This is a genomic window from Acinetobacter sp. Swhac1 (assembly GCF_013390985.1).
Lineage (GTDB): Bacteria > Pseudomonadota > Gammaproteobacteria > Pseudomonadales > Moraxellaceae > Acinetobacter > Acinetobacter towneri.
Window position 1 is genome coordinate 17844 of the sequence record NZ_JACASN010000010.1, and the last position, 22665, is coordinate 40508.

21 protein-coding genes and 1 tRNA gene are annotated in these 22665 nt (G+C 41.4%); 4 read left to right on the top strand and 18 right to left on the bottom strand.

Annotation, left to right across the window (positions count from 1 at the left end):
• Positions 1 to 41: 41 nt before the first annotated feature.
• From rarD to uvrB, 3 genes are all read right to left on the bottom strand, one after another.
• Positions 42 to 962 carry an EamA family transporter RarD gene (rarD, locus tag HX743_RS06835; protein ID WP_178318830.1) on the bottom strand — a complete coding sequence of 307 codons (921 nt, stop codon included), beginning with the start codon at positions 960 to 962 and terminating at the stop codon, positions 42 to 44.
• A gap of 177 nt (positions 963 to 1139) precedes the next feature.
• A complete protein-coding gene (locus HX743_RS06840) occupies positions 1140 to 1739 on the bottom strand; it encodes a lipocalin family protein (RefSeq protein ID WP_004971700.1) in 600 nt (199 codons plus the stop codon).
• Between the two features lie 170 nt (positions 1740 to 1909).
• Positions 1910 to 3937, bottom strand: a complete 2028-nt coding sequence (uvrB, locus tag HX743_RS06845) for an excinuclease ABC subunit UvrB (protein WP_004971703.1) — start codon at positions 3935 to 3937, stop codon at positions 1910 to 1912.
• Positions 3938 to 4189: 252 nt separating this feature from the next.
• Here uvrB and HX743_RS06850 point away from each other — a divergent pair, with 252 nt between their 5' ends.
• Positions 4190 to 4978: a hypothetical protein gene (locus HX743_RS06850; RefSeq protein ID WP_004971705.1), complete on the top strand. Its 789-nt coding sequence runs from the start codon at positions 4190 to 4192 to the stop codon at positions 4976 to 4978.
• Between the two features lie 57 nt (positions 4979 to 5035).
• On the opposite strand, the gene HX743_RS06855 is transcribed toward HX743_RS06850, so the two are convergent.
• Complete coding sequence (locus HX743_RS06855; RefSeq protein ID WP_004971707.1) at positions 5036 to 5215, bottom strand: hypothetical protein; 180 nt, start codon at positions 5213 to 5215, stop codon at positions 5036 to 5038.
• A gap of 218 nt (positions 5216 to 5433) precedes the next feature.
• On the opposite strand from HX743_RS06855, the gene HX743_RS06860 reads away from it, so the two are divergent.
• Positions 5434 to 6669, top strand: coding sequence for a pyridoxal phosphate-dependent aminotransferase (locus HX743_RS06860; protein ID WP_004971708.1), 1236 nt, complete (start codon positions 5434 to 5436; stop codon positions 6667 to 6669).
• A gap of 196 nt (positions 6670 to 6865) precedes the next feature.
• On the opposite strand, the gene HX743_RS06865 is transcribed toward HX743_RS06860, so the two are convergent.
• The gene (locus tag HX743_RS06865; RefSeq protein WP_178318831.1) at positions 6866 to 7693 is read right to left on the bottom strand and encodes a DMT family transporter; all 828 of its coding nucleotides are present in this window, start codon (positions 7691 to 7693) and stop codon (positions 6866 to 6868) included.
• A gap of 139 nt (positions 7694 to 7832) precedes the next feature.
• Positions 7833 to 8291, bottom strand: a complete 459-nt coding sequence (locus HX743_RS06870) for a hypothetical protein (protein ID WP_178318832.1) — start codon at positions 8289 to 8291, stop codon at positions 7833 to 7835.
• Between the two features lie 250 nt (positions 8292 to 8541).
• Here HX743_RS06870 and HX743_RS06875 point away from each other — a divergent pair.
• Positions 8542 to 8617 (top strand) — tRNA-Asn (locus tag HX743_RS06875).
• A 281-nt stretch (positions 8618 to 8898) separates the two neighbouring features.
• Here HX743_RS06875 and HX743_RS06880 read toward each other — a convergent pair.
• The 11 genes from HX743_RS06880 to HX743_RS06930 form a co-directional block, all read right to left on the bottom strand.
• The gene (locus HX743_RS06880) at positions 8899 to 9552 is read right to left on the bottom strand and encodes a tRNA-(ms[2]io[6]A)-hydroxylase (RefSeq protein ID WP_004971715.1); all 654 of its coding nucleotides are present in this window, start codon (positions 9550 to 9552) and stop codon (positions 8899 to 8901) included.
• Between the two features lie 39 nt (positions 9553 to 9591).
• Positions 9592 to 10317: a pyridoxine 5'-phosphate synthase gene (gene pdxJ, locus HX743_RS06885; protein WP_026438307.1), complete on the bottom strand. Its 726-nt coding sequence runs from the start codon at positions 10315 to 10317 to the stop codon at positions 9592 to 9594.
• A gap of 11 nt (positions 10318 to 10328) precedes the next feature.
• A complete protein-coding gene (gene recO, locus HX743_RS06890; RefSeq protein ID WP_178318867.1) occupies positions 10329 to 11042 on the bottom strand; it encodes a DNA repair protein RecO in 714 nt (237 codons plus the stop codon).
• A gap of 14 nt (positions 11043 to 11056) precedes the next feature.
• A complete protein-coding gene (locus HX743_RS06895; RefSeq protein ID WP_154320888.1) occupies positions 11057 to 11251 on the bottom strand; it encodes an NF038104 family lipoprotein in 195 nt (64 codons plus the stop codon).
• 22 nt (positions 11252 to 11273) lie between these two features.
• Complete coding sequence (era, locus tag HX743_RS06900; protein WP_218618915.1) at positions 11274 to 12302, bottom strand: GTPase Era; 1029 nt, start codon at positions 12300 to 12302, stop codon at positions 11274 to 11276.
• Entirely contained in the window at positions 12299 to 13000 is a 702-nt protein-coding gene (rnc, locus tag HX743_RS06905) for a ribonuclease III (RefSeq protein ID WP_178318833.1), read from the bottom strand. Before rnc ends, era begins: the two co-directional genes overlap by 4 nt.
• A complete protein-coding gene (locus tag HX743_RS06910) occupies positions 12972 to 13343 on the bottom strand; it encodes a DUF4845 domain-containing protein (protein ID WP_004971723.1) in 372 nt (123 codons plus the stop codon). Before HX743_RS06910 ends, rnc begins: the two co-directional genes overlap by 29 nt.
• 24 nt (positions 13344 to 13367) lie before the next feature.
• Positions 13368 to 14195, bottom strand: coding sequence for a signal peptidase I (gene lepB, locus HX743_RS06915; protein ID WP_004971724.1), 828 nt, complete (start codon positions 14193 to 14195; stop codon positions 13368 to 13370).
• A gap of 21 nt (positions 14196 to 14216) precedes the next feature.
• Positions 14217 to 16034, bottom strand: coding sequence for a translation elongation factor 4 (gene lepA, locus HX743_RS06920; protein WP_004971725.1), 1818 nt, complete (start codon positions 16032 to 16034; stop codon positions 14217 to 14219).
• Between the two features lie 318 nt (positions 16035 to 16352).
• A complete protein-coding gene (locus HX743_RS06925; RefSeq protein ID WP_104851759.1) occupies positions 16353 to 16799 on the bottom strand; it encodes a thioesterase family protein in 447 nt (148 codons plus the stop codon).
• A gap of 167 nt (positions 16800 to 16966) precedes the next feature.
• Positions 16967 to 18349 (bottom strand): Do family serine endopeptidase, encoded by a 1383-nt coding sequence (locus HX743_RS06930; protein ID WP_004971727.1) that lies wholly within the window; start codon positions 18347 to 18349, stop codon positions 16967 to 16969.
• A gap of 331 nt (positions 18350 to 18680) precedes the next feature.
• Between HX743_RS06930 and nadB the strand changes: the two genes are divergently transcribed.
• Positions 18681 to 20315, top strand: coding sequence for an L-aspartate oxidase (gene nadB / locus HX743_RS06935; protein WP_154320890.1), 1635 nt, complete (start codon positions 18681 to 18683; stop codon positions 20313 to 20315).
• A gap of 178 nt (positions 20316 to 20493) precedes the next feature.
• Here nadB and mtlD read toward each other — a convergent pair whose 3' ends face one another.
• Positions 20494 to 22623 carry a bifunctional mannitol-1-phosphate dehydrogenase/phosphatase gene (gene mtlD, locus HX743_RS06940; protein WP_178318834.1) on the bottom strand — a complete coding sequence of 710 codons (2130 nt, stop codon included), beginning with the start codon at positions 22621 to 22623 and terminating at the stop codon, positions 20494 to 20496.
• Positions 22624 to 22665: the final 42 nt, after the last annotated feature.

Consider the following 22665-nt stretch of genomic DNA (forward strand, 5'->3'; position numbering starts at 1 on the left):
CTCTTGGAAATTTGAATATCTCACCATAACGACGGCTTTTATTATTCAGATGACTGTTGAATTTTCCGCTGTAAATCTTGCTGATTCATTTTTTGCTTTCTTAAATGCAAGCACCCTTCAACCACCAATAATGCAACTGCCAACCAAATTGGGATATAAGTCAGCCATTCCTCTGCTTCAACTCGTTCACCTAACAACATAGACACAAAAGCCAACAGCACAGGTTCTAAATAACTCAGTAAACCAAAAATCACAAAAGGCAAATAGCGGCTGGCCAAAATATAACTACCAAGTCCCAATGCACTTAAAAAGCCCAGTCCAAGTACCGACCAAATTAAATATGGAAAAGCCGCAATGACATTTACGCTGTCACTATAATAAAAGCCTAGATATACCGCGACAGGAATGACTAGCAGTAAATCCCACCAAAATCCGCCCAAGTGATCGGTTTGAAAGACCCGACGTAAAAAGAAATATAAAGGATAGGCAAATGCCACATATAAGGTTTCCCACGCCACACTGCCAATCCGCCAAATTTCGTGACTGACACCCAACACCGCCAAGGCAACTGCTGCCATCTGCCAAGTTGATAATTTTTCTTTATAGAGTACACAACCAACCAAGACCATCACCAAGGGTAATAAGAAATACCCGAGCGACACTTGTAGACCACGCCCGTTAATCGGCCCCCACAAAAATAACCACAATTGCGTAGTGCATAAAAAAGAACTAAAAATCAGCCAAAGTATGAATTGTGGTTGTTGTTTGAGCCGCTGAAAAATCGCGGAAATATGTTTTAAATCTCCCGACCACCACATAAACAAAGTTAGGAATGGCAAAGTTGCCAACATACGCCACGCAAAAGTTTCTTCGCTGTCTAAAGGTTTGAGTAATTGGGTATAAAAATACAGCACCCCAAAAGTGACCGATGCTAAAACCGATAGTGCAATGCCTTTATACATCCGACTCTCCCCTATATCAGTCGGCATTATACTCATATATACGTTGTTTTAGAGATTGATCGAATGTTCAAAATTTAAAATGACAGGATATAAAAAACCACGCAGCTTTTGCGTGGTCAATTGGTCTGCATACGTTTGTCTGCTTATATCTATAAGTAGCTCTGGAGCTGCTGCAACTTAGTCTGACTTTTTAGTTTGCGTATGTCTGGTATAAATCACATCACTTAAGTCATAACCGAGTGATTTGGCATAGTTCAGATATTCAGTCACGACAGCCTGATCAGGATGCGGCGTACGTGAAAGTACCCATAAATATTTACGGCGTGGTTCACCCACCAAGGCAGTTTGATAGTCATCATCTAGCTTTAACACCCAATAATCACCACGCCCTACAGGCAACCAACGAATGACTTCAGGTAAAAAGCTAACTTTGAGTTTGCTGTTAAAAGGCGCATTTTGTACAAAAGCTTCGCCCAAAGCACGCATTTGTTTGCCATCTTTTGCAATACAACGGTTATCCACCTGCACATTGCCATTTTCATTCAATGTATATGCTGCTGTTACGTTCGAACCGCATTTGTTTTGGAAATATAAAGGCTTTCTTGCAACCTCATACCAAACGCCTAAATATTTATCTAATTCGACTTTTTCTACCGTTTTCATCGGTTCATTGGTTTTGGAATATGCCATAGTCGCAGCACCCAAACCAATCAGCACCACACCACCAAGGGCAATTTTGGCAAGTCGCGCACCTGCAAACGGAAGTTTTTTAGCCATTGTCCCAACCTCTAAACTCTAATGTTCAGTCAATTTTGTTTATCTTCTTCAAAAATAACCGCAAGCATTTCAATTTACTGTATGGATATGTAATTTTTGCAACTCAAATTTTACATAGCAAGTTTAGTATGCAAACTCGCACTTACACTGACAGTGCAATTCGCCCCAATTTAGCCAGATTGCAACATTTGCGCTTTTAAACGCAAAATTTCATCACGTAAACGAGCCGCTTGTTCAAATTGCAGTTCTTTAGATGCTTTCAACATCTCTTTTTCAAGTTTGGCAATATGTTTGGCATACAGTTTAGGATCAGCCAAAATGTGCTGTTCATCGTCACTTAAAGCACGGCTTTGTGCATTGATTTTTTCATCAATTTGCTCATCGTTCAGCACTTCACCTGTGTCGATTTCTTTAATCACCTGACGCACTGCACTACGTGGAGTAATGCCGTGCAATTCATTAAATTCAATTTGTTTGGCACGACGACGCTCTGTTTCATCTATCGCCTTTTGCATTGAATCGGTAATGCGATCTGCATATAAAATTGCTTTACCTTTCAAGTTACGTGCTGCACGTCCAATGGTTTGAATCAACGAACGTTCTGAACGTAAAAAGCCTTCTTTGTCGGCATCTAAAATTGCCACTAAAGACACTTCAGGCATGTCTAAACCTTCTCGTAACAGGTTAATGCCAACCAAGACATCATGCACGCCTGTACGTAATTCGTGAATAATTTTGACGCGTTCTACGGTATCAATATCAGAGTGTAAATAAGCCACTCGAATGCCGTATTCTTTTAAATACGAGGTCAAATCTTCAGCCATGCGTTTGGTTAAAGTGGTGACCAACACCCGCTCATTCAATTCTTTACGCAAATTGATTTCAGACAGCACATCATCCACCTGCGTTAACACAGGACGAATTTCAATTTCTGGGTCAATCAATCCTGTTGGACGCACCACTTGCTCTACAATTTGTTGCGATTTTTCCAACTCATATTGTGCAGGTGTAGCGCTCACATAAATTGTGGATGGGACGATGCGCTCCCATTCTTCAAATTTCATTGGACGGTTGTCTAACGCACTAGGTAAACGGAAACCATAATTCACCAAGTTTTCTTTACGTGATCGGTCACCTTTATACATCGCGCCAATTTGCGGAACGGTCACGTGCGATTCATCAATAATCAGCAAGGCATCATCAGGTACATAATCAAACAAAGTGGGCGGTGCTTCGCCTGCAGGTCGTCCAGACAAATGTCGTGAATAGTTTTCGATGCCGTTGGTATAGCCCAATTGCTGCATCATTTCTAAATCATAGCGGGTACGTTGTTCTATGCGCTGCGCTTCTAGCAATTTGTCATGTTCGCGAAAAAACACCAAACGCTCTTTTAGTTCTTCTTTAATGGTACCAATCGCACGTTCCAAATTATCCTTAGGCGTAACATAGTGACTTTTAGGATAAATAGTCACGCGCGGCACTTTACGCACCAATTTGCCTGTTAATGGATCAAACCAACGAATCGAATCGACTTCATCATCAAATAATTCTATGCGAATAGCATGCTGATCAGATTCAGCAGGGAAAATATCTAAAATTTCACCACGAATACGGTAAGTACCGCGCAAAAACTCTAGCTCATTACGGCTATATTGCATTTCCACCAAACGACGGATCAAATCATCACGATTCACCCGATCACCTTGCACCACATGCAGCAACATGCTCATATAAGCATTGGGGTCACCCAAACCGTAAATTGCAGATACCGATGCGACAATAATGGCATCACGACGCTCTAGCAAAGCACGTGTGGCCGAGAGTCGCATTTGGTCAATATGATCATTAATAGCCGCATCTTTTTCAATAAAAGTATCGGAAGATGGTACATAGGCTTCAGGCTGATAATAGTCATAATAACTGACAAAATATTCGACTGCGTTGTTCGGAAAGAACGCTTTAAACTCACCATACAACTGCGCTGCCAGCGTTTTGTTATGTGCCATGACAATGGTCGGACGCTGTGTTCTGGCAATCACATTGGCCATGGTATAAGTCTTGCCTGAGCCTGTAACCCCAAGTAATAGCTGATCATGATAGCCCTGTTCTATCCCTTGAACCAATTTTTCAATGGCTTGTGGTTGGTCACCCGCAGGTTGATAGTTGGTGACTAAATCGAAAGGTTGCTTATCACTCACAAATGCAGCTCTCAGGTTTGATGCGACCTAATATTTTAGCAGATTTGCCTACACTCAGGACATCCGAATATGTTGTGGCGATGTTGCGTAGCTACAAAGCCATTGCTCGGTTTTAATTCTGTATTGGACGCTGTTAGAACGAAGATGTGCTACGACTAAATTGAGCACGGGGAAACTGCTTTAAGACTTGACCCACTGGCTATTCAAAGGCAACATGAAATTTCAGGACGACAACCATAAAAGCACACATTCATGACTTACCAATATCACGACGAATCAATTATCAAAAGCCTCCCTGAAGATACTGTTTTCGTATTTGGCAGTAACATGGCAGGACAACATGCAGGTGGTGCAGCACGAACAGCCAAAGAATTTTTTGGTGCCGTTGAAGGCGTCGGGCGCGGTTGGGCAGGACAAAGTTTTGCCATTCCAACCATGAATGAACATTTACAACAAATGCCACTATCGCAAATTCAGCACTATGTGGATGACTTTAAAATCTATGCCAAAAACCATCCTAAAATGAAGTATTTTTTAACTTCAATTGGTTGTGGTATTGCAGGTTATACGGTTGAAGAAATTGCCCCTATGTTTAAAGGCATTGCCCATAATGTGATTTTTCCTGCGTCGTTTCGTCCTTTTGTCGAAAAAGCATTGCCTAAACTAACGCAAAAATTACTACACACCATTTACCGTGATTCTGTGATTTTTACCCCTGCCACCGATGAATTAATTGAAGTCTTGGCATTGAGCGATAATGAAAAAGCCTTGGCTAAAATCATATTGAATACACAAATGTACCCAACTGACAGCAATGGGCGTGATCGGGTCTTTGAAATTCAGGATATTTTGCACAACTTAAATGGTAAGGTATTCGAGTTCCAAAATAATTCAGAAGGCCCAATGCTATTTGGTGCAGCGATTTTGGCTTTATTGGAATTGTATAATATCAACGAGCAAGATTTTAGCGATGTATGGCATGGCGTACGTGAAATCTCGCCGCCAAAACCTGCCAACAAAGCGCGTAAGCATGTTCGTTAATTTCAATACTTTTAAATCCCCATCAATAAAAAATGCCACGTAATTGTGGCATTTTTTTTAGCGCTTACCCATCGAACGACGAGTACCACGTGGCGGTGGCCAAGTCTTATCGGCATATTGCTCAGGTTTAGGACGCACTGAATTATGTACCGCCTGATCATTATCCTGCGCTGTATTTGGCATTGGGAATGGGAGATTCACCAATGGTTTTTTTGAAGTAGGCTGCTGCTTACTCATGACCATTACTCTTATAAAATTTGGACTATTTTAAAGTTTTTTGCCGCCCGATGCGAGAAACTTCCACCTCACAGCAGTTTTAATCACGATTTCATAGGAAATTGGTCTAATTTGGTGATTTTTTATTAATTTGATGCAATTTTAAACGACGCAGACATCGAATTTAAGCTAAGATAATATGCTTTTTATTTTTTTATCCCTATAAGAAGGAATATGCCGTGGACGTACGTCTCTCTGATCGTGTCAATGCCATCAAACCGTCCCCAACACTTGCAGTAACCAATAAAGCCGCTGAACTTAAAGCTGCGGGTCATAACGTTATTGGTTTGGGTGCAGGTGAACCGGATTTCGATACACCACAACACATCAAAGATGCAGCTATTGCAGCAATTAATAACGGTTTTACAAAATATACTGCTGTTGACGGTACGCCTGGTCTTAAAAAAGCCATTATCGCAAAATTAAAACGTGACAATAATCTTGACTACCAAGCGAACCAAATTTTGGTTTCTTGTGGTGGTAAGCAATCATTCTTTAACTTGGCGTTGGCTTTGTTAAACAAGGGTGATGAAGTGATTATCCCTGCACCGTTCTGGGTAAGCTATCCAGATATGGTGATTATTGCTGAAGGCGTGCCAGTTATTGTGGAATGTGGTGAAGAACAACGTTTCAAAATCACGCCTGAACAATTAGAAGCTGCGATCACTGACAAAACACGTTTAGTGGTGTTAAACAGCCCATCTAACCCTACAGGTATGATCTACACTAAAGCTGAATTAGAAGCTTTGGCTGCTGTACTACGCAAATACCCTGAAGTATTCATTGCATCTGACGATATGTACGAACCAATCCGTTGGGATGATGAGTTCTATAACATCGCGACAGTTGCACCAGACCTTTATGACCGCACAATCGTGTTAAACGGTGTGTCTAAAGCTTATGCAATGACTGGCTGGCGTATTGGCTATGCAGCGGGCCCTGCTAAACTAATTGGTGCGATGAAGAAAATTCAATCTCAATCGACTTCTAACCCAACTTCTATTTCGCAAGTTGCTGCAGAAGCTGCATTGAACGGCCCACAAGACGTACTTGAGCCAATGGTTGAAGCATTCAAACGCCGTCATGACTTAGTTGTAAATGGCTTGAATGACATCAAAGGTATTTCTTGCTTACCTGCAGATGGCGCGTTCTATGCGTATGCAAACATCAAACCATTAATTCGTGCGAAAGGCTTAAAATCTTGCACAGAATTCTCTGCTTGGTTATTGGAAGAAACTGGTGTTGCCGTTGTTCCTGGTGATGCGTTCGGTTTAGGTGGTTTCATGCGTATTTCTTATGCAACTGCAGACGAAGTACTTGTAGATGCGCTTGCACGTATCAAAAAAGCTGCTGAATCAATTGAAGGTGTAGATGAAGCGATTGCTTCAATCGAAGCTGAAAAAGCTGCAAAATAATCTAAACCTGTTTAGATGAACAAAACCCACGATTGAATCGTGGGTTTTTGTTTTTAATTGCGTTTTTTCACTCACTATTTCCCCTTCTTTCTGAGGAGAGAGATCACAAACAACGCTTTAAAAAAGCCTCACAATCATTTCTTGATAGATATAAGAAATTCAATAAAAGACCAAACCCGCTGCAATCTAAACGGTTTTATACACGTGGTTTAGTTAAAATCACCATCAAAATACCACACAACACAATCAAGGTTGCCACGACCATCAACAGGGTGAGTTGTTCGCCTAGAAAAATTACACCGCCTAAAATCGCCAAACACGGTACAGAAAGTTGCACAGTACTTGCGGTAATGTGATCAATTTTTTTCACAATGCTGTACCACAACACATACGCGCCAGCCGAAGCCAATGCACCCGACAACACTGCCAAAACCACACCCTGCCAAGTGATAAAACTTTCAGGTAAATGCCAAAGAAAAAATACAGCAACAAGTGGTGTCGCCAGAATGAAATTAGATAGAGTATTGGTTAAAGCATACTGCATCGTCTTTGCAGCAATACTGTAAAAACCCCATGCAATACCTGCCAGTAACATCATCAATGCATATTTGAACGTTGGCGTACTGGCTTCAGGCAATAGCAACAAGCCCATCCCCAATACAGCACAGCCTAACCCGACCCAGCGCGGCAAAGTCATGCGCTCACCATGCAAAATTGCATAACTGATCATGGTGATTTGCACTGCGCCAAATAGAATCAATGCACCAATGCCTGCATCTATATGCAAATATGCCAACGAAAAACCGAGTAGATATACAGCAAGGCTGAGTGCAGATTTCCATTGGAATTGAATTGGTTGTTGAACCTGCAAAACAGCATAGAATATGCCTAAGCACACTGCCCCACTGCCAACCCTGAGCAAACTAAAACTCATAGGGTCAATTTGCTGTTCAGCCAATGCCAAACGACACAGCAAAGAATTTGCAGCAAATGCGAGCATGGCAATGCATATTTTAATCCACACGGCTGAATATCCTTTTCAAGCTGTTCGCAAATTTTTATCGCAGTTTATAACACTATTTTGGTGCGAGTCATTTAACTCGATTCAATGCAAATCTATTTGGCTGAAATGATAAATCATCTTAGATTAAATACTATTTAGATTAGATACTGTTTTTCAATGCTGCGATCAACTCTGATTTAGACACTACAGGTTGAGTTGTCGCTTTATATTCACATAAATAGCGAAAAGCAGAGTCTAATTCTACACGCAATTGTTTTTGTTCAGACACAGACCACACGCGTGAACGGTTGCTCCCCGAAAGCGCGCTGCCCGCCAGTTGGTACAAATACAAATCATGATCACGCTGCAATGGTTTTTTTGTGCCGTTGTCTGGATGGTCTGAAAGCAATTGGCAGGATGATTGAATGAGCCATTTTTCACTAAACCACAACTGCAATAAATCGCCCAAATACAAATCTTGAGGTGCCAAAGGCCAGACATGAATAAACGCGCCTTCTACAGCAGTGTAGTATTGTTCAGGCGTAGACAAGATAGAAAGATAATGTTCTTGATAATAAGAAAATTGAGAAAAAATGTCAGAAATGCTGAGCGTATTCATTCGCTTACTCCGATTTAGCCATTTTAGTGCTGGCAAGTTGGGTTAAATCCACACTGTTTAAGATGCTACTTAAACGCTTTGTCCTGTCACTCAGACTAACAACCGATTTTGTGTAACGCAAGTCTTGTGGGTGATTTTTTAATAAAATTTTGTTTTTTGTTCAAATAAAAAGCATATAAAGTCAAAATTAAAGAAACATGACAATTTATGCTTGACCCTTGCTTAAATCTGCTTATAATCGCATTCAGATTCTCCCATAGCTCAGTCGGTAGAGCGACGGACTGTTAATCCGCAGGTCCCTGGTTCGAGCCCAGGTGGGAGAGCCAAATTCTAAAAAGCCCAAGCATAACGACTTGGGTTTTTTATTGCCTAAAATTTATGGATGATGTGGTCTGTAAATAACCAAGCAGCGATTCATGCCTTAATCGTTCAAAAAGATGAATGTAACTGTTTTGGGCAATTCAGCTTAATGTAATTCCTAATCTTAGCCTTGATCATTTCTAAGTGACTTAGGCAACAATCCACAATCAAAATACCTAAGCAATAACTTGATTGATAAAAAAACGGAACCGAAGTTCCGTTTTCTATCTTAGATCATCTACAAGTTTTAAGCGGCTTGCACAGGCACACCACTATGAAAACGGAACAGATCATCTGGACTTAAAATAAGATTCTTTTCCACTTCACGTATATGCTGAATTCGCCCCTGAATATCTTCTTCAGGGTTTTTCAGTTTTGCTGTTTTTGCTACATCCAAAGCCAGTGCCAAATAATCTTCATAATGCCGTGATTCTGATTTCAGTAAATAACGGTAATACTTACCTAATTCTTCATCTACCAATGGCGCAAGCGCATAAAACCGCTCGCATGAACGTGCTTCTACAAAGGCACCTATCACCAAAACATCAATTAGTGCTTCAGGTTCATAGGTACGGATTTCTTTACGTAAACCGCCTGCATAACGCCCTGCACTTAAACCCTGCCACATTTGCCCACGCTTTGCCATGAACTCTAGCACCTGCTCATAATGCAGCATTTCTTCGCGTACCAACTGTGCCAGTTTGACCTGCAAATCGGTAAAAAAGCTGTAACGAAACATCAGATTCATGGCTGTGCCTGCTGCTTTTTTCTCACAGTTAGCATGATCTTGCATCAAAATATCTAAATTATTTAATGCTTCGTTCAACCATTCTTTGGGTGTTTCGCAGCCTAAAAATGCTATCACAGGCTGCATCAATTCATCATAATTTATGCTGGACATAACGTTTCAAATTTTATCTTTCAATTTCAAATATACAGATTAACGCGCTGCATCAATCGCAGCTTTCATGCGTTTAACAGCCTGTTCCAAGCCGACAAATACAGCATCACCAATTAAAGCATGACCAATATTTAACTCATGGATGTGTTGAATAGCGGCAATTGCACCTACATTGTCCAAGTTCAAGCCATGCCCTGCATTAATCACTAAGCCACGGCTAGCTGCATATTCTACGCCCTGAACAATACGGGTCAATTCAGCTTGCTGTGCAGCTTCATTTTCTGCATTGGCATACGCGCCTGTATGGATTTCAATGGTCGGTGCACCACATGCAACGGCCGCATCAATTTGTGCAAGATCTGCATCAATAAACAGTGACACATCACAGCCAATTGCTGTTAATTCCTGAGTAGCGGCCTTAACTGCTGCAAAATTGCCTACTACATCCAAACCACCTTCAGTGGTTACTTCTTCACGGCGCTCAGGTACCAAACATACATGCTGTGGACGAATTTCCTTGGCAAACTCGATCATTTCTTCGGTGACTGCCATTTCCAAATTCATGCGGGTTTTCAACAACGGACGCATACGACGCACGTCATCATCCTGAATATGACGACGATCTTCACGCAAATGCAAAGTAATCCCCTCCGCACCCGCCTGTTCACAAACTAATGCGGCCTTCACAGGGTCTGGATAGTTCGTGCCACGCGCTTGTCTTAAAGTTGCCACATGGTCAATATTGACACCGAGTAAAGCCATAATAGGTTCCTACATTACGCTTGGGTTTGAGAATTCTGAATCCACAATTGGCGACTTTTTAAAGGTCGATCACCCAACAGTGAACTAATCATTTGTCGATACAGCCGAGACAGTAATTGTAACTGTTCTGGGTTAAAATCCCTACCTTTTTCATAGTCGCACATACTGAGGATCTGTGCGCCAAGCAAATTGGCTCGTGAAGCTTGTGCAGTAGGAATAAAACCATCATTCAATTGAAAATGATAATGCATATTGGGCTGAATCGGCTCTTGGTTCGCATCGACTGAAAAATCAATCGCATAGCCTAATTCTTCCAATAAAGCATGTTCAAACTGACGCAAAATTTGTCTTAAGAATAGATTGGGGTTTTCTTGACTAGATAAGTGTTGTAAATGCGCCAAAGTCTGATGATATTGCACAAAGGTTTCAGGCATTTCCACTTCGGCAGAACACAAGCGCAACACAATTTCATTTAAATAAAAGCCTGAAAAAAATGCATCACCAAAGAAAAAAACCGGTTGATTGACAATTTCTAGTTTGGTGAAATTTTTAAGGTCTGATTTTCCCGAAGCTTGTATGCGAATCGGTTGATATTGTGGCGGTGGCATTTGTCTTAAAATACCATCGACCCGCCCATGTTCGCGGGTAAACAAATGCACAATATGGCTACGTTCGCGGTATTTTCGATGATGGATTAAATAACCATGCAAGATTTCATTACGCATAATTGCGTCAATTAATCCTATTCTTTAGAGGATTCTTGTTTGGATTTTTCTTCGTCATCACCATCTGGAATGACAGCACCAACTACAGCAGCAGTGCCTTTCACCACACCCTTTGTAGTTTTGTAGGCAACTTTTACGGGAACTGTCACAACTTTGTGAATACAACCTTGCAAGACAAACATACATGCCACAATGGCCAACACTTTCATCATCACAGTTCCCTTTTCGTCAAACTTAGATATCACTATATCCTAAGCTTTTTAATGCACGTTCGTCATCAGACCAACCACCTTTGACTTTCACCCAAAGCGTCAGCATAATTTTTTGCTCGAACATTTTTTCCATGTCGACCCGTGCATCCATACCAATTTTTTTCAGCTTCGCGCCTTTTTCGCCAATCACAATGGCTTTTTGACCAGGGCGATCTACAAAAATAGTGGCATCAATATACGTACATGGCGCTTTCATACGACCCGTTTTTTCATTTAAAACCGCATCTTCAGTTTTAAATGATTCGATTTGCACGGTTAAATCGTAAGGCAGTTCTTCGCCCAATTGGCGCATGATCTTTTCACGGATAATTTCAGAGGCCAAGAAACGTTCTGAACGGTCTGTGATTTGATCTAGCGAATACAACGGTGGCTGGAATGGCAAATAGCGTTCAATCGTGTCACGCAAATGATCTAGGTTCGCGCCGCGCAATGCCGATACAGGTACAATTTCGGCAAAGTTCATTAACTTGGCACGTTCTTGAATAATCGGCAAAGCCTGATTTTTATTCTCAAAAGTGTCGAGTTTGTTAATCACTAGAATCACTGGCATTTCTGCATTTTTCAGCTTTTCTAGGACTAACTCATCATTTTGCGTCCATTTTTGTGCATCCACCACAAACAAAACCAAGTTCACATCACGCAAAGCAGATGATGCAGCACGGTTCATCATTTTGTTGATGGCACGGACTTCTTTTTTATGCATCCCTGGTGTGTCTACAAACACAGCCTGAGATTTTTCACGTGAATCAATTCCCACAATTTTGTGACGTGTGGTTTGCGGTTTACGTGAAGTAATGGATAGTTTTTGACCCAATAAGTGGTTCATGAGGGTCGATTTACCCACATTCGGGCGACCAACAATCGCAACAAAACCACTGCGGAAATCAGATGGAATTTCAGTTCCCTGACCGCTAAAGAATTGGTTAATTAGGTCATTGGCGTCGTTATTCGACTCGTGATCAGCATCTACGTGATCGGAATGGATGGTCATTCAGACTTTTGCTCCAAGAATTTTAAAATATCTGCCGCAACTGCCTGCTCGGCAAAGCGACGGCTTGAACCTTCACCCTTCATTACAGGTAAGCTATCGACTCGGCATTCCACAATGAAATGCTGATTCGGTGCATCGCCCTGAATATCTACAACCTCGTAAACCGGGAGAGGTTTTTTACGTGCTTGTAAATACTCTTGTAAGCGTGATTTAGGGTCTTTGAGTTGATCGGTTGGCTCAATATGATCTAAATAAGGGCTGTACCATTTTAGCACAATCGTTTGCAGCAAACTCAAATCACCGCTATCGACATAAATAGCGCCAATAATCGCTTCTACGGTATCTGCCAGTATAGACTCACGATGATGACCGCCAGATTTCAATTCTCCCGTACTGAGAATTAAATTTTGGCTGAGCTTTAAATCATTGGCAATTTTGCCTAAGGCTTCCTGACGTACCAGTGTTGCCCGCATGCGCGTTAAACGCCCTTCATTTTCATGTGGATAAGCCACATATAAATAATTGGCAACAATCATTCCCAATAACGAATCGCCTAGAAATTCCAGACGTTCGTAATTGTGTTTATGACTCACCGAGCGGTGAGTCAAAGCCAGTTTAAGCAATTCAGGTTGCTTAAACTGATAACCGATTCGGCTGGCTAGACGGGTCTCATTTAGCTTGGACTGAGCTTTGATCAAAACTTTTCTCGAACTTCATTACAATATCAATATTCAATAAGAAAGGTTTTCTTATTTCATATTCTTTTTTCACTTCTAAACCATCTACGTTGGTCACTTGAGCTACATCTGCAAATTTAATATCGCGAATGTTGTTCATGCTTAAACGCTTGTCCATTTCACCAATAAACTTTTGTGGTGATAGGTTTTTTGGCCCATTTAACAATTGTTCTTCAATTTGATTGTCCAACATTCGATCATCGAAATATGGTCCCCAAACCGCAATTGCCACTTTTGCCATAAATGCAAAACCAATAATTGCAATTAAAATTGCAATATAGGATGCCCCTTGTTGATGACGCATTTTTTATTTTCCTAATCTGCTGTATTAATCAATTTTGCCGTTACGACTAAATGACGGCAAATTAAACCCAGGTTCTTTATGCATCCACACATAGAATGCACGGCCTGTTAGGTTTTCCTCTGGTACAAAGCCCCAAAAACGACTGTCAGCACTTTGATCGCGGTTATCCCCCATCGCGAAGTAATGACCTTCAGGTACTTTGACTTCCCAATATAAACCATTTTCTGCTGAATATTTACCATTGTCTACATAGTTCAGGAATGGTGCCTGACGCGCCACGTTAACACCTTCAAGCTCGCGCATGGTAAATGTATGCGCCCCTAAAGTTTCCTGATGGTAAATTGAAGTAGGTGTATCTAGACTGTCTTTTTCACGGCTAAACTGGATTGGGGTTTTCGTTACTTTCTCGCCATTAATGCTCAGCTGACCATGATCATAAACAATATGATCGCCTGGTAAACCGACAATACGCTTAATATAACTAATGCTTGGTTGTGGTGGATAACGGAACACCGCAACTTCGCCACGCTCAGGCGAACCCACATCTATAATTTTGCTGTTAATAATTGGCAAACGCACGCCATATTCAAACTTGTTCACCAAAATAAAATCGCCCGTTTCTAAGGTTGGCACCATAGAATCTGACGGAATATTAAATGGTTCATACAGGAATGAACGCAGTACCATCACCACTGCCAAAACAGGCCAAAAATCATAAGCCCATGTGATAATGAAGTTTTCATTGCCTCGCCCTTTCGTTGCTCTTTGCTTAAATACAAATTTATCGAGCAGCCACACCGCAATAAAAAATAATGTGGCAGGAACGAGAATCAAATTAAAATCAAAATCCATGGGTTTATTATCCTTATAATTTTAGCGTTCGACTTTAAGTACAGCTAAGAAAGCTTCTTGCGGGATTTCAACACTTCCCACTTGCTTCATACGTTTCTTACCTTCTTTTTGCTTGGCAAGTAGTTTCTTTTTACGAGAAACGTCACCGCCATAACACTTCGCAAGTACGTTTTTACGCATCGCTTTCACGGTTGAGCGCGCAATAATTTGTGCACCAATGGCAGCCTGAATAGCCACATCAAACATTTGACGCGGAATCAAGTCTTTCATTTTTTCAACCAAGGCAATACCACGGTGACGTGCATCCTGACGGTGACAAATCATCGCTAAGGCATCAACTTTTTCACCGTTAATCAGTACATCTACTTTAACCAAAGATGAACTTTCAAAACGCACAAAGTTATAATCTAACGATGCAAAACCACGTGAACATGACTTCAATTTATCAAAGAAATCCATCACGACTTCTGCCATTGGAATTTCAAAAGTAATAGACACTTGGTTACCCAAGAATTTCATGTCTTTTTGCACACCACGACGCTCAATACATAGGGTCATGACGTTACCCAAGTATTCTTGCGGCACTAAAATATGACATTCCGCAATCGGTTCACGCAAATCTTCTACAGTTGAACCATCAGGCATTTTAGATGGACTGTCGATATACACCGTTTCGCCATTTTTCATCACAGCTTCATAAATAACCGTTGGAGCTGATGAAATTAGGTCTAAATCGTACTCACGCTCTAAACGCTCTTGTACGATTTCCATGTGCAACATGCCCAAGAAACCACAACGAAAACCAAAGCCCAAAGCATCTGAACTTTCAGGTTCAAAGAACAATGCTGAGTCGTTAATTTGTAGTTTGTGCAATGCTTCACGGAACGGTTCAAAGTCGCTGGCATCAATTGGGAATAAACCCGCATAAACCTGCGGCTTAACTTTTTTAAAGCCTGGTAAGGTTTCTACTTCTGGTGTAGTTGCGAGTGTGATGGTATCACCCACTGGCGCACCGAAAATATCTTTAATACCCGCAATAACAAAGCCAACTTCACCTGCTTCTAAAATACCTGTTTCGGTATGTTTTGGATTAAAAATACCAACTGAGGTAATGATGTGCGTTTGACCTGTCGATTTCATCAACATTTTATCGCCTTTACGCACACGACCTTGCTTGATACGTACCAACGACACAACGCCCAAATAGTTATCAAACCATGAGTCAATAATTAAGGCTTGCAATGGCGCATCACGATCACCTTGTGGTGCAGGAATGACATTCACCAAGGTTTCTAATACATTGTCGATGCCTAAACCTGTTTTAGCCGAACAGGTGGGTGCATCTTGCGCTTCGATACCAATAATTTCTTCAATTTCATGAATCACGCGCTCAGGTTCTGCCTGCGGTAAATCAATTTTATTCAGTACAGGTAAAACTTCTAAGCCTTGCTCAATTGCGGTATAGCAGTTTGCAACTGATTGCGCTTCTACCCCTTGTGCCGCATCGACTACCAATAGCGCACCTTCACAAGCTGCCAAAGAACGTGATACTTCATAGGAAAAGTCAACGTGTCCTGGGGTGTCAATGAAGTTTAACTGGTATTCCTGACCATTTGGATGGTTGTAGTATAAAGTCACTGAGGTGGCTTTAATGGTAATCCCACGCTCACGCTCAAGCTCCATAGAATCCAACACCTGAGCTTGCATCTCACGATCTTGTAAACCACCACAGGTTTGAATGAAACGATCTGCTAGAGTCGATTTACCATGGTCAATATGGGCAATGATCGAAAAGTTACGGATGTTTTTAATATCAACAGTTTTTTTAGCTTGCGCCATGGGTTACCTTGAAAAATAACACGCTCTGCACCTCAAAATTCATGCAGAGCAAAAGCCGAATAGAAATTGCGAAGGATTATAGCAGATGGATTTTTCAATGTATCCATAATAATGACTTCCTTTTGCAGCCTCACGCGTTTTTCTTTTTATTCGAGAGTTTTAGGCTTTTTATGCAGAGATGTGTGTCGTAATTAAAGTGAGAATTGAAGAATACTTCATGCTATTTGAAACAGGTGAATACCCTCTTTAACAACATCGACAGCAATAACATGCAGCAACTTTCAATGACGCTACACTTGGTGCTTCAATTCCTCTTAATTAATCATACTCACTAAAATCCAACGGATTCACATCAGCAGCAAGGGGTTGATAGGCTTGCGTAAATGTCGGTGACATGCGTTTTGGACGACCTGTAGCAATTTCCACACAAGCCCATTGTGTATTGCCCATAAACAGCAGACTTTTATCTTGAGGGCGATAAAACGCATATTGGCGGAATGAATACAACGCATTCAAATCACTTAACCATGTACGCAAAATCAGCTCCTCACCTTCGAGTGCCACTTTACGATATTGCACATGATGTTCCACCGCCACCATCGCATGTTTTAGTTTTAAGTATTCCTGCACACCTAAGCCTAATGTTTTGATATGTGCCGATGCTACATCCTGCATCCACTGCACATACACCACATTATTGACATGCCCTAAAATATCAATATGTTCTGGCTGTACGGTGATTTTTAAATCAAATATGCTGCTCATGTCATCCTTTTAACTAAAACGGCGATGTCGGTCTAGTCTAACAAAAATACCGAGTTACATAAAAAAAGTCGCTCCAGTTCAAGAGCAACTTTCTTAAAATAAGTGACTATCTAAAGTTTAGCAATATGCTAAATTTAGTTAGATTTACGATTTTATGCCACTTCAACTTATTGAATACGCATGCCAATAATCGCACGTTGCCCTTGGCGAATAATCACCACACGCGCAACTGTACCTTGTTTCAAGGTAGAGACAGTTTCAACAAATTGGTTGGCATTTTGGATGGTGGTGTTATTCAGTTGCACAATCACATCACCTGGCATAATACGTGCCTGAGCTGCCGAACCACCACGACGCACTTCCTGAATCAGCACACCGCCTTTAATATCTAATTGGCGTTGTTCTGCAACGCTTAAATCACGAATCGACACCCCTAAAACAGGGCCTTTGGCTGCTGTGTCAGGGTTGTTTTTGGCAGGCGTGTCGTCAGGTGCTGTGCTCACCGTAGCGGTAATATTACGGCGTTTATCATCGCGTAATACTTCAAGCTGAATACTTTGATTTGGCACTGAACGGTTTAAATAGTTCAACAATTCAGACGTTCTGGAAATAGGTGTGCCGTTGTATTTAAGAATCACATCGCCCGCGCGCAAACCTGCACGTGCCGCAGGTGAGTTTGGTGCAACTTGAGTAATTAATGAACCTTCAGGCTTACTGAGTTTATAAGATTCTGCCAAATTGCGGTCAATATCTTGCAAACTCACCCCTAAATAAGAACGAGTCACTTTACCGTTACGCTTTAACTGATCGGCAACATCCATGGCAACATCAATAGGAATGGAGAATGACAAGCCCATATAACCACCCGTACCACTAAAAATACGGGAGTTCACGCCGACCACTTCACCGCGCTGGTTAAATAGTGGCCCGCCTGAGTTACCTGGGTTAAGCGCCACATCGGTCTGAATAAATGGCACTGAAGTTTCACCCATCATATTACGCATTTTGGCACTCACGATTCCTGCCGATGCAGAATAGTCAAAGCCAAATGGTGAACCAATCGCAAGTACAGGCTCACCTACACGTAATTGATCGACATTGCCTGTACGCAGTTCTGGATAACTGCTGCCCTGCACTTTTAATAACGCGACATCGGTACGTTCATCACTACCCACGACAGTTGCATCAAGTTCACGGCGGTCATTCAGTACAATGGTAACTTTAGAAGCATCTTCAACAACGTGGTGATTGGTTAAAAGGTATCCATCTTTACTGATAAAAAAGGCACTGCCGTAACCTGTTTTTTCTTGTGGAATTTGCTGTTGAGGAATAATCACTTGATTGCCAAAAAAACGGCGTAAAATTTCTGGAACTTGTTGTTGTAAGAGTTCTTCCTGACTCATTTTTTTGACAACATTGACACTCACCACCGCAGGACTAACCTGCTCAACCAAATTAGAAAAGTCTACTGGTGGTGCTGCTTGAGTCTGCACAGTTGCCATAGTAAAAACAGCCGCATATAAACCTTTTTTTAAGTTGCGATTTTTCATAAATAGCATTCACTCAATAATAATTATGACTTTGAACTCACCTTATTTAGCACAAAATAATAGGCTTTTGCGTAATAAAATGTTGAATCTTTTTCAATTACGGTTTGGCAGGCACTGTGGAGGATAGCTGAGATAGCATCTTATATTTGACCCATCAAAAATGATGCGCCAAAGTGCTATAAATGAAAAGCGTGGAATCGAATCACAATAAAAGTGGGATATTCCATAAAAGTTGCCAGTTTATTCTTTTTTTTCATTATTCAAATCCACTTCGCACTTGCCTTTTTCTGTAAAAAGGGGTGTCATTATCCAACTTTTTTCAAATTAGCTGATGGACATGCCTAATTTAAACACAACACATCAATTTGATGTGATTATTGTGGGAAGTGGTGGTGCAGGTTTGAGTTTAGCGCTCTCATTACCCCAGCATTTCAATATTGCCGTTTTGGCGAAATCTACCCTTACTGAAGCCAGCACTTTCTATGCGCAAGGCGGTGTCGCGGCAGTTCTTGATGAAACAGATTCAATTGAACAACACATAGATGACACTATGATTGCAGGTGCGCATTTATGTGAAATGGATGCCGTCAAACAAACCGTAGAAGGCGGCAAACCTTCGGTAGATTTTCTGCTGAGACAAGGTGTTCAATTTACTTTAGATGAACAAGAACAGTTGCACTTAACCCGTGAAGGCGGTCACTCACAGCGACGTATTATTCATGCAGCCGATGCAACAGGACGCGCAATTTCGACCACTTTAGTACAACGTGTCCAAGAACAGCAAAACATCACCATTTTTGAAAATTTTATTGCGATTGACCTAATTACCTCGCAAAAATTAGGTTTAAATGAAAGCAATCGCACTTTAGGCTTATATGCACTAGATGAAAAAACACAAAAAGTGCATAGCTTCCTTGCACCATTTACCGCACTTGCCTGCGGTGGTGCAATGAAAGCCTATCTGTATACATCTAACCCAGACATTGCCACAGGTGATGGTATGGCGATGGCATACCGTGCGGGTTGCCGTGTGGCAAATATGGAATTTAACCAATTTCATCCGACCTGTTTGTATCATCCTCAGGCACGTTCGTTTTTAATTACTGAAGCCATGCGTGGTGAAGGCGCATATTTGCGTTTACCCGATGGTGAGCGTTTTATGCTGCGTTTTGATGAGCGTGCAGAATTGGCACCACGTGACATTGTCGCACGTGCAATTGACTATGAAATCAAACGCTTAGGTATACGTCATGTGTGGTTAGACATCACTCATAAACCTGCAGAATTTGTGAAAGAACACTTCCCAACGCTGTATGCACGTTTACTGGAATTGGGCATTGATATCACTACCGATATGATTCCTGTTGTACCTGCCGCCCACTACACTTGTGGCGGAGTAATGGTGGATGAACATAGCCAAACCGATATTGCTGGTTTATATGCGATTGGTGAAACTTCTTATACAGGTTTGCATGGTGCTAACCGTATGGCAAGTAACTCTCTTTTAGAATGTTTTGTCTATGGAATGGCTGCCGCCAAACATATTGAAGCCCATTACACTGCAGATTATAGCTCGCCTGAAGTTCCTGCTTGGGATGATTCGCAAGTGACGAACCCTGACGAAGATGTGGTGATTTTACAAAACTGGGATGAGCTACGTGCAACCATGTGGAACTATGTCGGCATTGTACGCACCACTAAGCGTTTAGAGCGTGCCTTACACCGTATTGAAATGCTAAAACGTGAAATCACCGAGTATTATCAGGACTATCAAGTCAGTAAAAACTTGATTGAGCTGCGTAATTTGGTTCTGGTTTCTGAAATGATTGTGCGCTGTGCCATGCAACGCAAAGAATCACGTGGTTTACACTTCACACTAGATTATCCAGAGCTTGCGCCTGAATTGCGTAAAACTGTGCTCATTCCACCAAATTTCCAAGTGGAAACTCCATTGGTGAATGAGTGATCTGATTGCTTGTTACACAACAGCATTTGCATAAAAGTATCTGTGAATAAAGTGCATTTGAATTCTAATGCAAGAAAGCACCGAATCGTGTTCCATAACACGATTCGATATTTTATCATTTTGAATATGATGACGTTAACTTACTAAACCTCCCCCCAAGAATTCATCAAGTTGAGTTTTAGATTACGGCTGCAACTTGAGTACCATCTTGAATAAATGCTTCTAAGCGAACTTGACCAGCCAATAGTTGCTGTAATTGGTGGCTAATTATGTACTGCAATTGCTGCCGTGTCTGTTCGTCTATAGGCGCATTTTGCAATTGTTTTGACAAATGCTGTAATGCTGCTTGAGCCCCCAACTGCTGCATTTTAATTGCATACAGATAGCCCAACACCACTCCTTTCTGCACATAATTTGCAGCTAAATCATGCTGCAGATGATAAATCAAAGCACCCATCACCCGTTCATTGGCTGAGAGTTTACGCAAAGGGTCACGTGCCACACGCTGACACGGGTCTTTATAGGCATGTTCACATGAGTCCAGAAAGCTCTGTGCCAGATGCTTTAAGTTTTGCTGACGATGCGGCAACTGTGCAGCTAATCCCAACGCTACTTGTGCCGAAACAGCGCGGGTAAAATCTGCAACCAATGGGTCTGCCATTGCGACACCAATACTGTTATGCCCTATTAAACTGGATAACCAAGCCATCATGGCATGTACACCATTCCATAAACGATTTTTAATGAGTTGGATTTCGGCAATATCATCTACCAAAATCATTTGACGCATGTGTTGCAATAATGGACTGGCATTTTCCACATAAATAGGCATGTCACTTTCAGCATGAAATAAAATTAAATCCATACTTTGCAAAATGTGACTGGGCTGAAAATTGCGTCTTAAATCTTCTATATATAAGGTGGCTTGACGCTCTTGCTCAGGCTGCAATCGAGTATTATCTTCAATTTCAATTGGCTCTGCTTCGTCATCCAACTGAAATTGCTTAAAAATATTATACTTGATGCGTAATTGGCGATATAAGTTTTGATCGCTTAATTTAGAGACCATTCTATTTACGACAGTATCGCAAAAATAATGCTGCGCCATAATTTTGGCTGCCGTATCGGGATCCAACAACGTCTCTAACGCCTGATGAATATGCGTCATCAAGAGCTGTTTTGCCCCAACTTTATTTAAAATTACCAAAATAGTTAAAGGCTGATGGAGTTCAACTTGCGCTATAAAACGGGCATATAAGCCCTGCGCAATTACTTTAGCCTCTTGCTGTAAAGCATGTTCAGGCAAACATAATGCAATTAGGCTCGACTCCACATACATTTGCTGCATCTGCTGCAAGTTCTCCGCATCAATGATGTGCATATTTTCAATTCGTTCATCATAAGAACATTGTCCATAACGAATTGAATACGTTCCAAAGGCGTTTACTGCAGAACGATATAAGGTATTCCGTGTAGAAGCATAAATACGTTTAGGACGGGTATAGCCATCCCAGTGCGATAAAATTTGGGCCAAATAGCCCCCACCTATTGCACCAAAACCATGAATCCCCACACTCAACTGATTTAAAGTTTGCGGGAAGGCCTCTTGTAAACTCGGCATTTCCAATACAGGAATAACTTGATTTAAGTCATCTAAATAAGCTTGCATACTTGCGTAATAATGCTGCGTGAGTGACAACATATTAGCATTAGGTTTTTTGATATCCCGAAATAGTATGGTTATGCCACCCGCTGCATGTGCAGATTTGATTCCATTTTCAGAATCTTCCAGCATGAAACATTCGCTGGGTTCTAGATTAATTTTTTGTGCGGCTGTTATAAAAATTTCAGGATGTGGCTTGCCCTGTTGCACCTCATCGCCACAAACTAATACATCAAAAAACTTATAGACATTGGCATTAATCAAATATTCTTCGGCAATGGCACGACGACTAGACGTAGCAACCGCCATTCTCAAGCCAGACTTTCGTAACCGCTCTAATACCTGCAACAAACCTTTTTTAATGGGCACCCCAAAATTGCGCACACTTTCTAGTTCTAGTTCATCAGCACGCTGACGGATCTCACGGTAAGGAATGTCTGCACCATATTCTGCTTGCGCCAGTTGTTCAGCGCTCTTTGCACTCAAACCCAAACATTGCATGAGGTATACGTCTGAAAATTCAACGCCAATGAGCTCCTGAGATGCCTGCTTCAATGTTTGAAACCGTAATCGTTCAGTATCAAACATTGTTCCATCCATATCAAAGATTGCTCCATGAACAATATTGTTCTTAAATTTAAGCATTTAGCTCCCTTGTTTTATCACTTACGGGTTGCTAGCTTAGAC

What these genes read in the sequence shown, in the direction of transcription:
- HX743_RS06870 (WP_178318832.1), bottom strand. Translation starts at nt 8,291, where the DNA reads ATGAATACGCTCAGCATTTCTGACATTTTTTCTCAATTTTCTTATTAT.
- lepA (WP_004971725.1), bottom strand. Translation starts at nt 16,034, where the DNA reads ATGGCGCAAGCTAAAAAAACTGTTGATATTAAAAACATCCGTAACTTT.
- era (WP_218618915.1), bottom strand. Translation starts at nt 12,302, where the DNA reads ATGACCATCCATTCCGATCACGTAGATGCTGATCACGAGTCGAATAAC.
- HX743_RS06895 (WP_154320888.1), bottom strand. Translation starts at nt 11,251, where the DNA reads ATGATGAAAGTGTTGGCCATTGTGGCATGTATGTTTGTCTTGCAAGGT.
- rarD (WP_178318830.1), bottom strand. Translation starts at nt 962, where the DNA reads ATGTATAAAGGCATTGCACTATCGGTTTTAGCATCGGTCACTTTTGGG.
- HX743_RS06910 (WP_004971723.1), bottom strand. Translation starts at nt 13,343, where the DNA reads ATGCGTCATCAACAAGGGGCATCCTATATTGCAATTTTAATTGCAATT.
- nadB (WP_154320890.1), top strand. Translation starts at nt 18,681, where the DNA reads ATGGACATGCCTAATTTAAACACAACACATCAATTTGATGTGATTATT.
- mtlD (WP_178318834.1), bottom strand. Translation starts at nt 22,623, where the DNA reads ATGCTTAAATTTAAGAACAATATTGTTCATGGAGCAATCTTTGATATG.
- HX743_RS06880 (WP_004971715.1), bottom strand. Translation starts at nt 9,552, where the DNA reads ATGTCCAGCATAAATTATGATGAATTGATGCAGCCTGTGATAGCATTT.
- lepB (WP_004971724.1), bottom strand. Translation starts at nt 14,195, where the DNA reads ATGGATTTTGATTTTAATTTGATTCTCGTTCCTGCCACATTATTTTTT.
- HX743_RS06840 (WP_004971700.1), bottom strand. Translation starts at nt 1,739, where the DNA reads ATGGCTAAAAAACTTCCGTTTGCAGGTGCGCGACTTGCCAAAATTGCC.
- HX743_RS06855 (WP_004971707.1), bottom strand. Translation starts at nt 5,215, where the DNA reads ATGAGTAAGCAGCAGCCTACTTCAAAAAAACCATTGGTGAATCTCCCA.
- HX743_RS06925 (WP_104851759.1), bottom strand. Translation starts at nt 16,799, where the DNA reads ATGAGCAGCATATTTGATTTAAAAATCACCGTACAGCCAGAACATATT.
- HX743_RS06930 (WP_004971727.1), bottom strand. Translation starts at nt 18,349, where the DNA reads ATGAAAAATCGCAACTTAAAAAAAGGTTTATATGCGGCTGTTTTTACT.
- HX743_RS06850 (WP_004971705.1), top strand. Translation starts at nt 4,190, where the DNA reads ATGACTTACCAATATCACGACGAATCAATTATCAAAAGCCTCCCTGAA.